General features: G+C 43.9%; 12 protein-coding genes and 1 other annotated feature. Of the genes, 6 read left to right on the top strand and 6 right to left on the bottom strand.

The genetic code is table 11. The features are described from left to right. Nucleotides 1-52 precede the first annotated feature (52 nt). The gene (ettA, locus tag HW45_RS00610; protein WP_006072920.1) at nt 53-1,720 is read right to left on the bottom strand and encodes an energy-dependent translational throttle protein EttA; all 1,668 of its coding nucleotides are present in this window, start codon (nt 1,718-1,720) and stop codon (nt 53-55) included. Nucleotides 1,721-2,023: 303 nt separating this feature from the next. Here ettA and sltY point away from each other — a divergent pair, with 303 nt between their 5' ends. Both sltY and trpR read left to right on the top strand, forming a co-directional pair. Further along, entirely contained in the window at nt 2,024-3,967 is a 1,944-nt protein-coding gene (sltY, locus tag HW45_RS00605) for a murein transglycosylase (protein WP_038223934.1), read from the top strand. Nucleotides 3,968-4,039: 72 nt separating this feature from the next. After that, nucleotides 4,040-4,327 carry a trp operon repressor gene (gene trpR / locus HW45_RS00600; RefSeq protein ID WP_006072922.1) on the top strand — a complete coding sequence of 96 codons (288 nt, stop codon included), beginning with the start codon at nt 4,040-4,042 and terminating at the stop codon, nt 4,325-4,327. Nucleotides 4,328-4,370: 43 nt separating this feature from the next. On the opposite strand, the gene yjjX is transcribed toward trpR, so the two are convergent. Beyond that, nucleotides 4,371-4,886: an inosine/xanthosine triphosphatase gene (gene yjjX, locus HW45_RS00595; protein ID WP_006072923.1), complete on the bottom strand. Its 516-nt coding sequence runs from the start codon at nt 4,884-4,886 to the stop codon at nt 4,371-4,373. A 190-nt stretch (nt 4,887-5,076) separates the two neighbouring features. On the opposite strand from yjjX, the gene HW45_RS00590 reads away from it, so the two are divergent. Beyond that, nucleotides 5,077-5,736, top strand: a complete 660-nt coding sequence (locus HW45_RS00590; protein WP_038223932.1) for an OmpA family protein — start codon at nt 5,077-5,079, stop codon at nt 5,734-5,736. Nucleotides 5,737-5,805: 69 nt separating this feature from the next. Here HW45_RS00590 and pheA read toward each other — a convergent pair whose 3' ends face one another. The 4 genes from pheA to bamD form a co-directional block, all read right to left on the bottom strand. Continuing rightward, a complete protein-coding gene (pheA, locus tag HW45_RS00585; protein ID WP_006072925.1) occupies nt 5,806-6,987 on the bottom strand; it encodes a prephenate dehydratase in 1,182 nt (393 codons plus the stop codon). A 12-nt stretch (nt 6,988-6,999) separates the two neighbouring features. Next, nucleotides 7,000-7,119: a sequence feature (Phe leader region), on the bottom strand. 122 nt (nt 7,120-7,241) lie between these two features. Next, nucleotides 7,242-7,568 carry a ribosome hibernation-promoting factor, HPF/YfiA family gene (gene hpf / locus HW45_RS00580; RefSeq protein WP_006072926.1) on the bottom strand — a complete coding sequence of 109 codons (327 nt, stop codon included), beginning with the start codon at nt 7,566-7,568 and terminating at the stop codon, nt 7,242-7,244. Between the two features lie 286 nt (nt 7,569-7,854). Then, nucleotides 7,855-9,276 carry a lytic transglycosylase F gene (locus tag HW45_RS00575; protein WP_051867632.1) on the bottom strand — a complete coding sequence of 474 codons (1,422 nt, stop codon included), beginning with the start codon at nt 9,274-9,276 and terminating at the stop codon, nt 7,855-7,857. 160 nt (nt 9,277-9,436) lie between these two features. Next, entirely contained in the window at nt 9,437-10,162 is a 726-nt protein-coding gene (gene bamD / locus HW45_RS00570) for an outer membrane protein assembly factor BamD (RefSeq protein ID WP_006072929.1), read from the bottom strand. A gap of 130 nt (nt 10,163-10,292) precedes the next feature. Here bamD and rluD point away from each other — a divergent pair, with 130 nt between their 5' ends. From rluD to clpB, 3 genes are all read left to right on the top strand, one after another. After that, nucleotides 10,293-11,267: a 23S rRNA pseudouridine(1911/1915/1917) synthase RluD gene (gene rluD / locus HW45_RS00565; RefSeq protein ID WP_006072930.1), complete on the top strand. Its 975-nt coding sequence runs from the start codon at nt 10,293-10,295 to the stop codon at nt 11,265-11,267. After that, nucleotides 11,267-11,995: a peptidoglycan editing factor PgeF gene (pgeF, locus tag HW45_RS00560; protein ID WP_038223928.1), complete on the top strand. Its 729-nt coding sequence runs from the start codon at nt 11,267-11,269 to the stop codon at nt 11,993-11,995. Before rluD ends, pgeF begins: the two co-directional genes overlap by 1 nt. An 86-nt stretch (nt 11,996-12,081) precedes the next feature. Further along, a complete protein-coding gene (clpB, locus tag HW45_RS00555; protein ID WP_038223925.1) occupies nt 12,082-14,655 on the top strand; it encodes an ATP-dependent chaperone ClpB in 2,574 nt (857 codons plus the stop codon). The last annotated feature ends 466 nt before the right edge of the window (nt 14,656-15,121 follow it).

Raw genomic sequence — 15,121 nt, 5'->3', positions numbered from 1 at the left:
CTATTATTAGCGCCCTCTTGAAAAAAAACAAGTTTATCTCAAATTCAAACGGTTATTTTGAGATGCGTTTGTATTTAATACGGTGTGGTTCAGCAGCTTCTGGACCCAAAGTCTTCTTCAGCCATTCCATGTACTCAGTGTAGTTACCTTCATAGAAGTTAACTTGACCTTCATCGCGATAGTCGATGATGTGAGTAGCGATACGGTCTAGGAACCAACGGTCGTGCGAGATAACCATGGCACAGCCCGGGAACTCTAGTAGTGCTTCTTCAAGTGCACGTAGAGTTTCAACGTCTAGGTCGTTGGTAGGCTCATCGAGTAGCAACATGTTGCCACCCGCTTTAAGAAGCTTAGCTAGGTGAACACGGTTGCGCTCACCACCGGAAAGTTCACCGATGATCTTCTGTTGGTCGCTACCTTTGAAGTTAAAGCGTGAGCAGTACGCGCGCGCAGGAATTTCAAAGTTGTTGATCTTAATGATGTCAGCGCCTTCTGAGATCTCTTGGAAAACCGTATTGCTATCGTTCATTGAATCACGGAACTGTTCTACAGAAGCGAGTTTCACGGTATCACCAAGTTCAATCGTGCCGGCATCTGGTTGCTCTGTGCCACTTAGCATTTTGAATAATGTCGATTTACCCGCACCGTTAGCACCGATGATACCTACGATAGCACCTTTTGGAATGCTGAAAGAAAGATCATCAATCAGTACACGGCCATCGAATGACTTAGTCAGGTTGTTCACTTCTAGAACTTTATCACCTAAACGCTCACCTGGTGGAATGAATAGCTCGTTCGTTTCGTTACGTTTTTGATGATCGCCACTTTGTAGCTCTTCAAAACGTGCCATACGTGCTTTTGACTTCGCTTGACGGCCTTTAGGGTTTTGACGAACCCATTCCAGCTCTTTCTCAATGGTTTTCTGACGAGCTTTCTCTTGAGACGCTTCTTGTTGCAGACGTGCGTCTTTTTGCTCTAGCCATGAAGTGTAGTTACCTTCCCATGGAATACCTTCACCACGGTCAAGCTCAAGAATCCAACCTGCTGCGTTATCTAAGAAGTAACGGTCGTGGGTAATCGCAACAACAGTGCCATTGTAGTCCACTAGGAAGCGTTCAAGCCAAGCAACAGATTCGGCATCTAGGTGGTTGGTTGGTTCGTCAAGAAGCAGCATGTCTGGCTTCTCAAGCAATAGGCGACAGATAGCGACACGGCGACGCTCACCACCGGATAGGTGTTGAATCTTCGCATCCCACTCAGGTAGACGAAGAGCGTCAGCGGCACGCTCTAGGGCGTTCTCTAGGTTATGACCATCTTTCGCTTGGATAAGAGCTTCTAACTCACCTTGTTCTTTAGCCAATGCGTCGAAGTCTGCATCTGGTTCAGCGTAAGCCGCATACACTTCGTCTAGACGCTTCATTGCACCAGCAACATCGGATACTGCTTCTTCAACGATTTCACGAACCGTTTTTGATTCATCAAGAACAGGTTCTTGCGGCAAGTAACCTACGTTTAGACCAGGTTGCGGACGCGCTTCACCATCGATATCAGTATCAATACCCGCCATGATACGTAGAAGGGTAGATTTACCAGCACCATTTAGGCCTAGAACACCGATTTTTGCACCAGGGAAGAAGCTAAGAGAGATATCTTTAAGGATTTGTCGCTTTGGTGGCACTACTTTGCTCACGCGCGACATGGTATAGACGTATTCAGCCATTGCCGATCGTTCCTACTTTTGAAGTCAATAAAGTTGTTATTTTACACTACGCAGTCAGAACGTTTCAATTTTCGTTGTGCGATCTTAAGCCTCAATATCATTCAAAATGCGCGGTTTCGCCAAGAGTCAGGGAATTCTCAACAATGGAAACAAATTCTTAATGACAAACCCATTGGCAAGAAGGAGTAATTGGTCTTAAATTGAAGATTGACCATGTATTCAAATGAAGCTGACAAGGCTCAATAAAAAACGACAACAATAAGCTCACTGGTCATTCTTCACAGCATCTAAGGAAATCGGTACATGCTTTTATACGGACGGTATAAGCAACGACTGCTAGCAGTTACTTCGGTCATAGTAGCCTCACTGGCATGGCCTGCATTTGCGGCAGAAACAAAACTAGAACAACAACGCTCAGATTATGATAGGGCGCAAAAGCTCATTGATAAAAAAGATATCAGTGGTTATCAAAAACTTCGGCCTAAAATTGAAGATTACGCTTTGACTCCTTATGTCGATTATCGAGTGTTTTCTTTGCAGCTTGCAGATAAGTCGATTGAGGACGTCAATGCATTTATTGAGCAGCATAAGGGTTTCCCTTTCTCCTATCGTATTAGAGCGCCGTATTTGGATCAATTGGCCCGTCAAAACAAATGGCAAGACATTCTAACCTTTCAAACCTCTTACCCAAATGGTGAGCGATATCAATGTCACTATCATTATGCTCAGCTCAAAACTGGGAATAAACAGGAGGCGTACAAAGGTGCTGAAAACTTATGGTTGAGTGGAAATAGTGTTGATAGTGCTTGTGATAAGTTATTTAAGGAATGGGATAAATCAGGGGCGCTGACTGACCAACTGATTGTCGAGCGAATGATCCTTGCTTTTGAGAAGCGTAATGGATCATTGATGAACTATCTAAATAAGAAGTTGGCAACGTCGACAGGTAAACAGCAGGGTAAGCAAATTAAAGATCTGTTCAAATCGCCTAATAAGGTGGTGTCTTTTGCCGACAGTAATTTCCCACAACCTTACAAAAATCAGCTGACTAAACTGTCACTGCGAAAGTTAGCTCGGAGTGACAAAGATAAAGCAAGAACCGCACTAACTCAACTGAGTAAAAATGCCTCGCTAGACGATGAGTTGCAACAGTCGATGCAAGATTATGTGGCGATGCGTTACATCACGACGGATTCCGAAGCCGAAGCTAACTGGCGTGATAAAGTGCTTAGCCAATCAAGCAATGATGGTTACTTGGAACGTAGAGCGCGTCTTGCGGTGCAACAAGCCGATTGGAAAGGCTTGAACCGTTGGATTAGTAAAATGTCGCCAGAGAAACAAGAAACCAGTCGTTGGCAATATTGGTTGGCGCGTTCTGAGTTGGTAACAGGTAACAAAGAGCAAGGACAACAACGCCTAGAAGGGATTGTAGGTCAGCGTAACTTTTACAGCGCCGCTGCCGCGACATACCTAGAGCACTCTATTGTTTATCCTATTTCCACGACAGTGTTAGACCCTAAAGTCGTGGCGCCGTATCAAGCTAGCTTAGACCGAATCGAAGAGTTGATTGAGCGAGACAAAATAGCCGCAGCTAAATCAGAGTGGCGTTTCTTATTGTCTAACGTAACTGCAGATGAGAAGCAGATGTTAGCGGCTTATGCTGGCAAGAAACGTTGGCATCATTTCACCGTTGTAGCGACAATTTCTGCCAAAATGTGGGACAACATGTCATTGCGCTTCCCAACGGCTCATCGCTGGTGGTTTGATTTCTACAGTGACAAGCTCGACCTTGATAGCGTGTTACTCATGTCGCTAGCACGTCAAGAAAGCGCGATGGATGTGGAAGCGCGCTCTCCTGTTGGTGCTCGCGGCGTGATGCAGATTATGCCAGCTACGGCAAAGTATACTGCGAAAAAGCACAAGATACGCTACGGCAGTACTAGTGACTTGTATCAGGTGGGTAAGAACATTGAGATAGGCTCGCACTACCTTAATGAGCTGCTTGATAACTACGATGATAACCGTATCTATGCATTAGCTGCCTACAATGCAGGGCCTAACCGCGTAAAACGTTGGCGTGAAGCTTCTGATGGCAAGTTAGATGCCATCGCCTTTATTGAAGCGATACCTTTTAGAGAGACTCGTGGTTACGTTCAGAACATTCTAATGTTTCAAGTCTACTATCGAGATTTACTTGGTGTTCAGGGAAGTTTCCTCACTGAAGCGGAAGCGAAAAAACGTTACTAGTGGAGATGGGCTACCAATTCATGTGGGCTTGGAGTTAGAATGGGTAACTGGATGTTTCTGATGGAATATTAAATGGAACCACACTATCAAGACTGGCAACAGGTACTCGACCTTATTCAGCGTTCGCAAAGCAGTGAGCAGCAAGCAATGCTGATGACGATGTTGCTAACACCAGATGAACGTGAAGCAGTGACGGCGCGGGTGAACATTCTCTGTGAGTTGTTAAAGGGAGACATGTCCCAACGCCAAATTAGTCAGATGTTAGGCGTAGGTGTGGCGACCATTACTCGTGGCTCTGCGGAAGTAAAGCGCTTGGCCGACAAAGATAAGAACGCACTCAGCGACTTATTGCTTAAGTAAGCGAAACCTACGGGTTTCGCTTACCTTGTCAGAGAAAACGTCTTTAGAAGTGTTCAGGATTGGTAAATGGGATCAGCGCCAGTATTAACGCTTGGTGATACACAGAACTGCGTGTGAGCTGATGTTGGGTTAGTAAACCAATTGCCCCGCCTTTTTGTTTGATATTATCGGTACCAAAGGTCTTATCCATCACATCGCCTAGTTCAACGCTTGGCGACAGCTGGTCTACGACTGCGGGTGGAAGCATTAGACTCGCGCTTCTTGATTCGCCCGTCTGTGTCTCTGTTTCAATAATCATCCATGCAAACGTGGAATGCCCATCTAAACCAGCTTCAATCCCAACATAGAAATCACCGTCTTTGATGGTTTTCTTGGCATTGTGAACTCGTGTTTTAGCACCAAGATGAGTTTCATCATTGCTCATAGGTTGCTCGGCCACGCCACTTGGCACGTTTACCCCTTGAAAAGTGAACGTTTGGCTAGGAAAAGCGGATTCAAAGGCGCTTTTTACGGCATTGATTTTGGCTGGATTAAGTGACGCGATAACCACTTTGTTCATTCTTACTTATCCATGTCTATACGTTTGGGCTTAATTCTAACGTAAATTTGCCTTAGATTTGTCATTTTATAACGGTGTGCTTTTTATCATTAGTGTGAGTGCTAAATGCCTCCATTAGGAATAATTAGAATTTATATGGTACGATATTCTGTATTTAGTGGTGATGTTGTACGCATAAGAGATAATAGAAATGAGATTAAAAAAAGTAGTGGTTGCCTTAGGGCTTATTTCTCTTGTTGGCTGCCAAGCGACGCAGCGACAAAACGCGACAACAGGAGAGTATGAGACAAACTCAGCAACCAAAGGCGCTGTGATTGGCGCAATTGCTGGCACAGCTGTTGGTATTGCTTCAGGTGGTGATAGTCGTGGGATTCTTATTGGTGCGGCGAGTGGCGCAGCGTTGGGTGGTGGTGTCGGATATTATTTCGACCAACAAGAAAAAGCGCTCAGACAAGAGTTGTTAAATTCAGGTGTGCAAGTTGAGCGTGTTGGTGACAATCAACTTTTATTACGTTTAGAAAACGGTATTGGTTTTGACAGTAGCTCTCACGCTCTTAACAGCAGTATTCACAACACACTGAGAGGTGTAGCGCGTATTTTGGTTGAGTATCCTGATACCAGTTTAGTTATCGAAGGCTATACCGATAGTACGGGTAGTGCTCAATACAACCAAGAGCTATCAGAAAAGCGCGCTGAGCAAGTACGTTCGTTCTTGATTAGTCAGAATGTAGCGGCAGGTCGTGCGGTCGCCCGTGGTAATGGTGAGCGATTCCCAATTTGCAGCAACTCTACACCAGAGGGGCGTCAATGTAATCGTCGAGTGGAGATTAAGATTCTGCCGCTCAAGTAGCTTTGAAGACAGGCCACTGCTCGTAAAATAGAAATAACCCCAGCTCATGATGACTGGGGCTATTTGTTTTTATTCACCTAAATCGGGCATCACTGGTTTTACGTTATCGATAGGGTAGCAGCCAAGTACTTTAAGGTACTTAGTGATCTTTATAAGCTCATGAATGGCTTGTTGCATTGATTCTGAGTCTTTATGGGCTTCCACATCCACATAAAACATCTCTTCCCAAGGGTTACCCATAATAGGGCGTGACTCGAGCTTGGTCATATTGATTCCATAGCGCTGGAGTACTAAGAGGGTTTCAACCAACGAACCTGCTTGCTGAGACGTCGCCATGATAAAGGTAGTTTTTGCTGGAATTTGCGCTGACACTTCAACAGGCTTTCTTGCAACGACGATGAATCGAGTATGGTTTTCTGTCTGATTGGCAATGTTGCTTTGAATCGATTGCAAGCCATACAGTTTGCCGCTGGCTGCGTGGCCGATTGCAGCAACATCGTCTCTATTAAGCTGCTGAACTTTCTGCATTGCATCCGCTGTGCTTGCACAAGACTCTAGTTGAACGCCAGATAGTCTGCCCAAGAACTCACTGCATTGCTGATGAGGTTGTGGGTGAGAGTACAGCGTTTTGATGTTTTCCAGACGAATTTCTTTGGTCGCAACCAAGCAGTGCTCAATAGGTTGGGTGATTTCACCAACGATATGTAAAGTCGTATGTTGCAGTAAGTCGAATACTTCATTAATTGATCCAGAGCTGGTGTTTTCAATAGGCAATACACCGAAATCAGCATGACCTGACTCGACCGTTTTTGTGACTTCTTTGAACTGGTCACAATTGAGTTCAATGAGCTCCGTGTTCTTTCGAGAGAAATAATCTCGGCTTGCTAGGTGTGAGTAAGAGCCCTTAGCGCCTAGAAAGGCCACTCTAGCAACAGGTTTTCTGCTTTGTTGCGGGTTGGCTAAGTTTTGTAGGTAAACCTGTTGCAGCAGAACAGAATCTTCAATGATGGTGTGGAAGATCTTTGTGATGTAAGACGCATCCAGCTCGTACTTGTCTTTACCGTTATTAATGAGCTTAACCAAAAGCTGTTGCTCACGAGCGGCATCACGAACCGGTTTTGAGGTTTCTACTTTGCTTTTTGCTACTTCAATGCTGAGTTTGCGACGTTCAGAAAGAAGCTGCAACAAGTTGTCATCTAGCTCGTTCAGACGTAAGCGAATTTCTTCAAGTGAGTAGTTTGTGTCTGTCATCAAATAATCCTTATAAAAAAACCTCCCATTGGGAGGCTTTCCGTTCGTTTTTGACTTTTCTTTCGAAAACGAAGAAGCCTCCAAGCCTAGTGGAGAAAAAAGAAGTCAAAAAAGAACAGATTAATCGGGTACATAGAAAATGTAGTCTTAAGTTTTTTTGGGCTAAGCCACACAATAAGCAAGGGAGTGGGGAGCGTCAAGCAAAAAAATAGCGCCTTACGGCGCTATTCTACAATCGTTTTATTTACGAGCCTTTATTCGGTTTCTTCTACTAACTCAGGCTTATCCGTGCGTCTCGCTTCTGGCTTATGTCTGAGTTTGTTTAGCTGACGTTCTAACTTCTGTTCTACCTCGTTAACGGCAGCGTATAAATCTTCATGAGTAGCGGAAGCGACAAGTTTGCCTTTGGGTACCGTAATGGACGCTTCGAATTTCATTTGTTTGTTTGGCTCTTCGCTGAAAGCAGTCTGGCAACTAATGATATCCACTTGCCATTTTTCTAACTTCTTAAACTTGCTTTCGATATGCTCACGGATTGCAGAGGTGATCTCAATGTTTTTACCAGTGATGTTTACTCTCATATGTTTTTTCCTCTGTTGCATCCCTCATGGGTTAACTCCAGATTACTTATCCATGGAGAAAAGAATGTGATCTAGATCACTAAAACGATAGGGTTTTTCGCATCAAAATTTAAATGTGATCTATCGCAAAACTTTTTACTGTTAACACATGAAAAGACTTTCTTTTCCGTCAAAAGTCATTAATTTGGAAAGAGTAGCGCACTGAAAATCCTCCATTTTTGGCGCGTTTTTACGACCTAAGAAATCTCCTGCTTAAAATTCACTCGACTTTAAAGTGTGATCACTATCACTCAGTGATGGTCTCCTCTTTTGACCCCAAAACTCGATAAAATTCAATGTCACTGTTTAGTGCTTGTTGTTCCTGCCTGATCTGCTGTAGAGACTCTAGCTGTTTGTAGATAACATAGTATCGGTTGATATTTGCCACGTAAGTAACGGGCTCAGAGCTAATATTCCTTCGTGCCATCAGCTCCACATTGCCAAACCATTTATTAGGGTCGTAACCGTGTTTGGTGGCTAAGCGCCGCATTTTAGCGATGTTTCCCGGACCTGCATTGTAGGCCGCCAACGATAAATAAACTTTGTCATCATTACTTATCGCGTCATCGCTAAAGTATCTATCTCGGATAAAGCGCATATATTTCACGCCAGCATGGACGTTATTCTCAATTTTATTGATGTTTTTGATGTTTACATTGCGATCACGAGCGGTACTTGGAAGGACCTGCATGATGCCAACAGCACCTTTGGGTGAGACTTTGTTTTGGTTTAGCTTAGATTCTTGAAAAGCCTGTGCGGCAATCATAAGGAAGTCAAAGTCGTATTTGTCGCCATACTTCTTGAACAATGAAATCAGCTTATCCAATTGTTGGACATTCTTAGGATCAAGGGCCTTTGAAAACCAAGCGGTGTTATCCAAGTATTTGTTATAAATAACATTTCCTAGCAATGTGCCTTGTTTGGCAGTTTTAATATAAGCGTTTACTTGTTTCTCTAATTTTGGCGACTCTTTGCGCATGGCCCACGCGATTTGACCATCTTTACTCAATGGTATTGAGTCATGGATATTCAAATCGTCAAACGTCTTGTTCCAAAAGAATGCTTTATGGCTATCGAGAACGGTTGCTCCAATATAGCCTTGCTTAACCATTTCGACCAATTCGTAGTCTTGAAGCGTTTCTTCTAAATACTGAACGTAGACAGGAGGCTTATCATTGCTGGTTAGTTCTTGATTCAGTGCCTGTAAGTTTTCGAAATAACTGGAGCTTCCACGAACCCAAATTTCTTGACCACTCAAATCTTCGACACTTTCTAAAGACGGATAATCGTCAGTTGTCACAATCAGCTCGCTGATGTCAGAGAGAATCGGGGTACTGAACTGAATGATTTCTTGTCGTTTGGGTGTGATTGTGAGGTTTGCGACAACGAGATCGCCATAGCCATTAACTAAAGCCGGAATGAGGTCGTCTCGTGGTACAGGAATTACCTGTACTTTCATCTTTGAGTATTTCTTTTTGAGATTTTTCTCGAAGTGATAGAGCTGTTCCGCTCCAATCCCTTTGGGTTGTCCTTTTTCTATGTAATAGAAACCAAGATCAGCCGAGACCAAAACGCGAATAACACGCTTCTCTACTAAACTATCCAAATCGCCAGTATATGGTTCATTACTTAGAGGAGTTAACTCTAAAGCCCTTACTGGAAGTGTCATGATCCCTATGACAAAACATAATAAAATCGCCTTCACAACTATCCCTTTTTGCTACTTAGCTAAAGATAAATATATAAATAAAAAAGGAATTTTGCCAACTTATGGGCACAAAAAAGCGCTGCATTGGCAGCGCTTTTGGAAGGCAGATTTGTCTATAACCCTAAAGTGGGTTTAGTTCCATTAATTTCTCAGTACGCTCAACTTGCTCTTGCATTCCTAGTTCTTCGTACGCTTTCTTTTGCAGTACTAAAGATTGGCGAGCTGCTTCTGTATCAGGATAGGTTTTTTGAATTTCTTGAGCTCTATTGATAGCGGCAATCCAAGCTTCACGTCGGATATAGAAGTCAGCGGTAGCAAGGTCATATTTAGCCAAACGGTTTTTCAACGCAACCATACGTTTCTGCGCGTCTTCGGCGTAAGCACTATTCGGGTAACGTTTTAGTAGGCGATCGAAATCAGCAAATGCAGCTTTTACTGGCTCAGGGTCGCGGTCTGAGCGATCGATCCTGAGAATGTCATGCATGAAGTTTCTGTCTTGTGCCATATGCGTTAAGCCTCGCATATACAACACCCAGTCAGAACGTTCGTGAGTTGGATTTAATCGAGAGAAACGCTCTATCGTAGCCAGACCCAGCGCTAAGTCATCGTTCTTGTAGTAAGCGTAAATCAAATCAAGTTGTACTTGTTCAGTGTAAGCACCAAATGGGTAGCGAGAATCCAGCGCTTCAAGGCGCTCAATGGCTGATGTCCAGTTACCACCTTGTAACGATTCTTGAGCTTCAGCGTAGAGCTGGGAAGGCGGAACATCTGGGACGGTGACTTCTTTGTCAGCACAACCAAACAACAAAGCTAGAGAAAGCAAGCTTGTTAGTTTAAGTAGTTTCATACGAGAACGAGTTTCCTTGACGTAAATATTTTTCCGTGTCCATTACTTTTCTTCTCAGTAACGGATACAATGATGGGCTATATTATCCACACTCGTGGTATTAGTCCCAAGGTTTTTTAAAAAGTTCGATATGGCTCAGCAGATTGAATTAACAAATACAGTAAAAGACAGCCAGTTAGGTCAACGTTTAGACCAAGCTGTAGCTGAATTGTTCGCAGATTTTTCTCGTTCGCGCCTGAAAGAGTGGCTTCTGGACGGAAAAATTGCCGTTAACGGTGAGGTAATCACTAAACCGCGTACCAAAGTTATGGGCGGTGAGTTGATAACCGTTCAAGCTGAACTAGAAGATGAAGAGCGCTTTGAAGCTCAAGACATTCCTCTTAATATCGTCTACGAAGATGATGACATTATTGTGATCAATAAGCCAAGAGATTTCGTTGTTCATCCTGGAGCAGGGACACCAGATGGCACGGTTCTTAATGCGTTGTTACATCATTTCCCAGCAATCGCAGAAGTACCACGCGCAGGTATTGTTCACCGCCTCGATAAAGATACGACAGGTTTGATGGTTGTCGCTAAGACGGTTCCTGCTCAAACTCGATTGGTACGTGCTCTACAAAAGCGTAACATCACCCGTGAATACGAAGCTATTGCTATCGGTAAAATGACGGCTGGTGGTATGGTAGATAAAGCGATCGGTCGTCACTCGACTAAACGTACACTGATGGCTGTGAACGAACTTGGTAAACCTGCGGTAACTCATTACCGAGTTGCAGAACATTTCCGAGAGCACACCCGTATTCGTTTACGTCTAGAAACGGGTCGAACTCACCAAATCCGTGTTCATATGTCTTATCTTCAGCATCCACTGTTAGGTGATAGCGCTTATGGCGGCCGCGCTCGTATTCCACGCGGAGCGAGCGAAGAACTGACTCACATGATTCGTAGCTTTGATCGTCAAGCTCTGCACGCGGTAATGCTTAAGTTTGCGCATCCAGTTACTGGAGAAGAGATGACTTTCCATGCTCCTATTCCAGATGACATGGTGGTCATGACGGAAGCGTTGCGTGAAGACGCTAAGTTAAACAAAGAAGAAGATTATTAATGTCGCTTCTGACGCCAAACTGGAGCAAACCTAATAATGTTGAAGCGGTAAGCTCAACACGTGAGAATGGAGTCTCAAAGGCTCCATTTTCCAGTTTTAATTTAGGGATGCATGTTGGTGATGAACCTTCCGATGTATTGGCAAACCGTCGAGCACTGGAAATCAGTGCGAATATGCCGTCTTCTCCTGTTTGGCTTAATCAAACTCATTCGACTAGAGTCGCTATCGTTCAAGCTCCAACTGAACTGGTATTGGACGCGGATGCGAGTTTTACACGAACGCCCGGTGTCGTCCTTAGTGCCATGACGGCAGATTGCTTACCAATTCTAATATCTGCAAAGGATGGAACAGCAGTTGCTGCGGTCCATGCAGGATGGCGTGGATTGGCCGACGGGATTGTCGAAAAGGCCGCTGGCCTGTTCGATAGTGAAGCACAGGCTTGGATTGGACCAGCAATTGGCTTTGAGTCTTTTGAAGTTGGGCTGGATGTGAAACACGCATTCTGTCAGATGAATCCTGAATATGGAATCGCGTTTAAAGAAAGCGTGAATCCAGAGAAATGGCTTGCTGATCTGGCACTCATTGCACAGATGAAATTACAAGCTTCAGCGATTAGTGATGTAACGCTAAGTAACTTGTGCACGTTTAGCGATGAAAAGCGTTTCTTTTCCTATCGACGTGATGGACAGACAGGTCGTATGGCAAGCTTTATCTGGATCAATCACTGATTTTCACTCCTTTGTCTTGAAATCCGTTTTGCTAGCAACCATCTTAATTGCATAACAAGCTGTATGTAATTTAAACGGGGGTTGCTATGCGCCTAGATCGATTTACTAGCAAATTCCAAATTGCTATTTCTGATGCTCAGTCATTGGCATTGGGTCGAGATCATCAATATATAGAACCTGTCCACCTTATGGTTGCTTTGCTTAACCAAGAGGGCAGTTCTATTCGTCCACTATTAACCATGCTGAACGTCGATGTGGTTCAATTACGTTCCAAGCTGTCTGAGTTAATGGACAAACTTCCTAAAGTCACAGGTGTCGGTGGCGATGTTCAGCTGTCTAGTGCCATGGGGCAAATATTTAATCTCTGTGACAAAATTGCTCAAAAGCGTCAAGACGCCTATATCTCTTCTGAGATCTTTTTGCTTGCAGCAATAGAAGATAAAGGCCCTTTGGGTGCGCTTTTGAAACAGCAAGGATTAACAGAAGCAAAAGTAAACCAAGCAATCGAGCAAATTCGTGGTGGTCAGAAAGTCGATGATCCCAATGCGGAAGAAAAGCGCCAAGCTTTGGAGAAATTTACCATCGATCTTACCGAGCGAGCGGAACAAGGCAAGCTTGATCCGGTCATTGGTCGTGACGATGAGATTCGCCGCACCATTCAAGTACTTCAACGTCGTACCAAAAATAACCCCGTCATTATAGGTGAGCCCGGTGTAGGTAAGACAGCTATCGTAGAAGGACTAGCACAACGTATCATTAATAATGAAGTCCCTGAAGGCTTGCGTGGGCGTCGTGTTCTTTCTTTAGATATGGGCTCATTGGTGGCTGGTGCTAAATATCGTGGTGAATTTGAAGAGCGTTTGAAATCAGTCCTAAATGAACTAGCTAAAGAAGAAGGTAACATCATTCTATTCATCGATGAGCTGCACACTATGGTTGGTGCAGGGAAAGGTGAAGGTTCGATGGATGCAGGCAATATGTTAAAGCCTGCATTAGCTCGTGGTGAACTGCACTGTGTCGGTGCGACAACATTGGATGAATATCGCCAGTATATTGAAAAAGATGCGGCGTTAGAACGACGCTTCCAAAAAGTATTGGTTGATGAACCAAGCGTCGAAGACACCGTAGCGATATTACGTGGCTTGAAAGAGCGTTATGAGCTCCATCATCATGTTGAAATTACTGACCCTGCTATTGTTGCTGCAGCGAGTTTATCGCATAGATATATTACTGATAGACAACTACCCGACAAGGCGATCGACCTTATTGATGAAGCCGCGTCGAGCATTCGACTTCAGATAGATTCGAAGCCGGAATCTTTGGATAAGTTAGAACGTAAAATCATTCAACTAAAAATCGAGCAGCAAGCTCTCAAAAATGAGTCGGATAATGCCAGTGAGAAGCGCTTGCTCGCTCTCAATGAAGAGTTAGAGTCAAAAGAGCGTGACTATGCGGAGCTGGAAGAAGTCTGGAATGCAGAAAAAGCAGCGCTATCGGGTACTCAACATATTAAGTCTGAACTCGAACAGGCAAGGCTCGATATGGATGTGGCAAGACGTGCAGGCGATTTGAACCGAATGTCTGAGCTACAATATGGCCGTATTCCAGAGCTAGAGAAACAACTCGATTTAGCGACTCAAGCTGAAATGCAAGAAATGAGCTTGCTTCGCAACAAAGTGACAGATGCTGAAATCGCGGAAGTATTATCAAAGCAAACTGGGATTCCTGTATCTAAAATGCTTGAGGCAGAAAAAGATAAGCTTCTAAAAATGGAAGATGTTCTGCACAAACGCGTCATAGGGCAAGCGGAAGCTGTCGAAGTCGTATCTGATGCCATTCGCCGTAGTCGAGCTGGCCTCGCGGATCCTAATCGTCCAATAGGTTCTTTCTTATTCCTTGGCCCAACAGGTGTGGGTAAAACGGAACTGTGTAAAACGCTTGCAAGTTTTATGTTTGATAGTGAAGACGCCATGGTGCGTATTGATATGTCCGAGTTCATGGAGAAACACTCAGTCGCTCGTTTAGTAGGTGCGCCTCCCGGTTATGTAGGTTATGAGGAAGGTGGATACCTAACGGAAGCCGTTAGACGTAAACCATACTCGGTTATTTTGCTGGATGAAGTTGAGAAGGCGCATCCTGATGTCTTCAATATTCTACTGCAAGTTCTAGACGATGGTCGCTTGACCGATGGACAAGGTAGAACAGTCGACTTTAGAAATACGGTAGTCATTATGACATCGAATCTTGGTTCATCTCGTATCCAAGAGAATTTCCAGGTGCTTGATTATGAGGGTATCAAGCGAGAAGTAATAGATGTTGTGACCTCTCACTTCAAACCGGAATTCTTAAATCGTGTAGATGAAAGTGTGGTTTTCCATCCATTGGGGGCGGAGCACATTAAATCTATTGCGGGTATTCAATTGCAACGCTTGGGCAAACGCATGGAAGACAATGGCTATCACCTAGTGGTTGCCGATGCAGCTTTAGATTACATCGCCAAAGTAGGTTATGACCCAGTATATGGAGCTAGACCGCTTAAAAGAGCGATTCAACAAAGTATCGAAAACCCGTTGGCTAAAGAGATACTTGCCGGCAAAGTCGACCCAACTAAGCCAGTTCGTCTGATAGTGAACAACGACAAAATTGCTGTTGGGCAGTAAATAGCAAGGGAAATAGAGTAATAAAAGGGGGCTTAGCCCCCTTTTTTGTGTCTTTTTTCGACGCTTTGTTTCTTTTGTGTTCGAACGGCTGTAAAAAACGATTTTATTTCAAATTAGCGCTTGCCAAGAATTGGTTCATCTCTATAATGCCACCTCGCTGACACGGGATGAGGCAACGAAAAGCCTTCACGAGTTAGCAGGTCAAGTTGCTTATAAAGAAGTAAAGCAAAATTAGTTAGGAAAGTGGTTGACACGATAACTGAAATAGCTAAAATGACCGTCCGTTTTGAGTAAGGCTCAAAACAAGCTCTTTAACAATATAAACCTATCAATCTGTGTGGGCACTCGTTGATGATAATCAAATTAGAAACTTCGGTTTCAAATTAGGTTTTCAATGAACTGAGTGACCAATCAAGTCGAAAGACTTGGCACAGTCAATTCATTGTCGTTCTGTTGGAACGATAAT

Origin of the sequence: Vibrio sp. ER1A (assembly GCF_000733315.1) — a bacterium.
Classification (GTDB): Bacteria; Pseudomonadota; Gammaproteobacteria; order Enterobacterales; family Vibrionaceae; genus Vibrio; species Vibrio mediterranei.
Note: the sequence above shows the minus strand (reverse complement) of the source record. Positions and strands in the feature narration are given on the sequence as shown.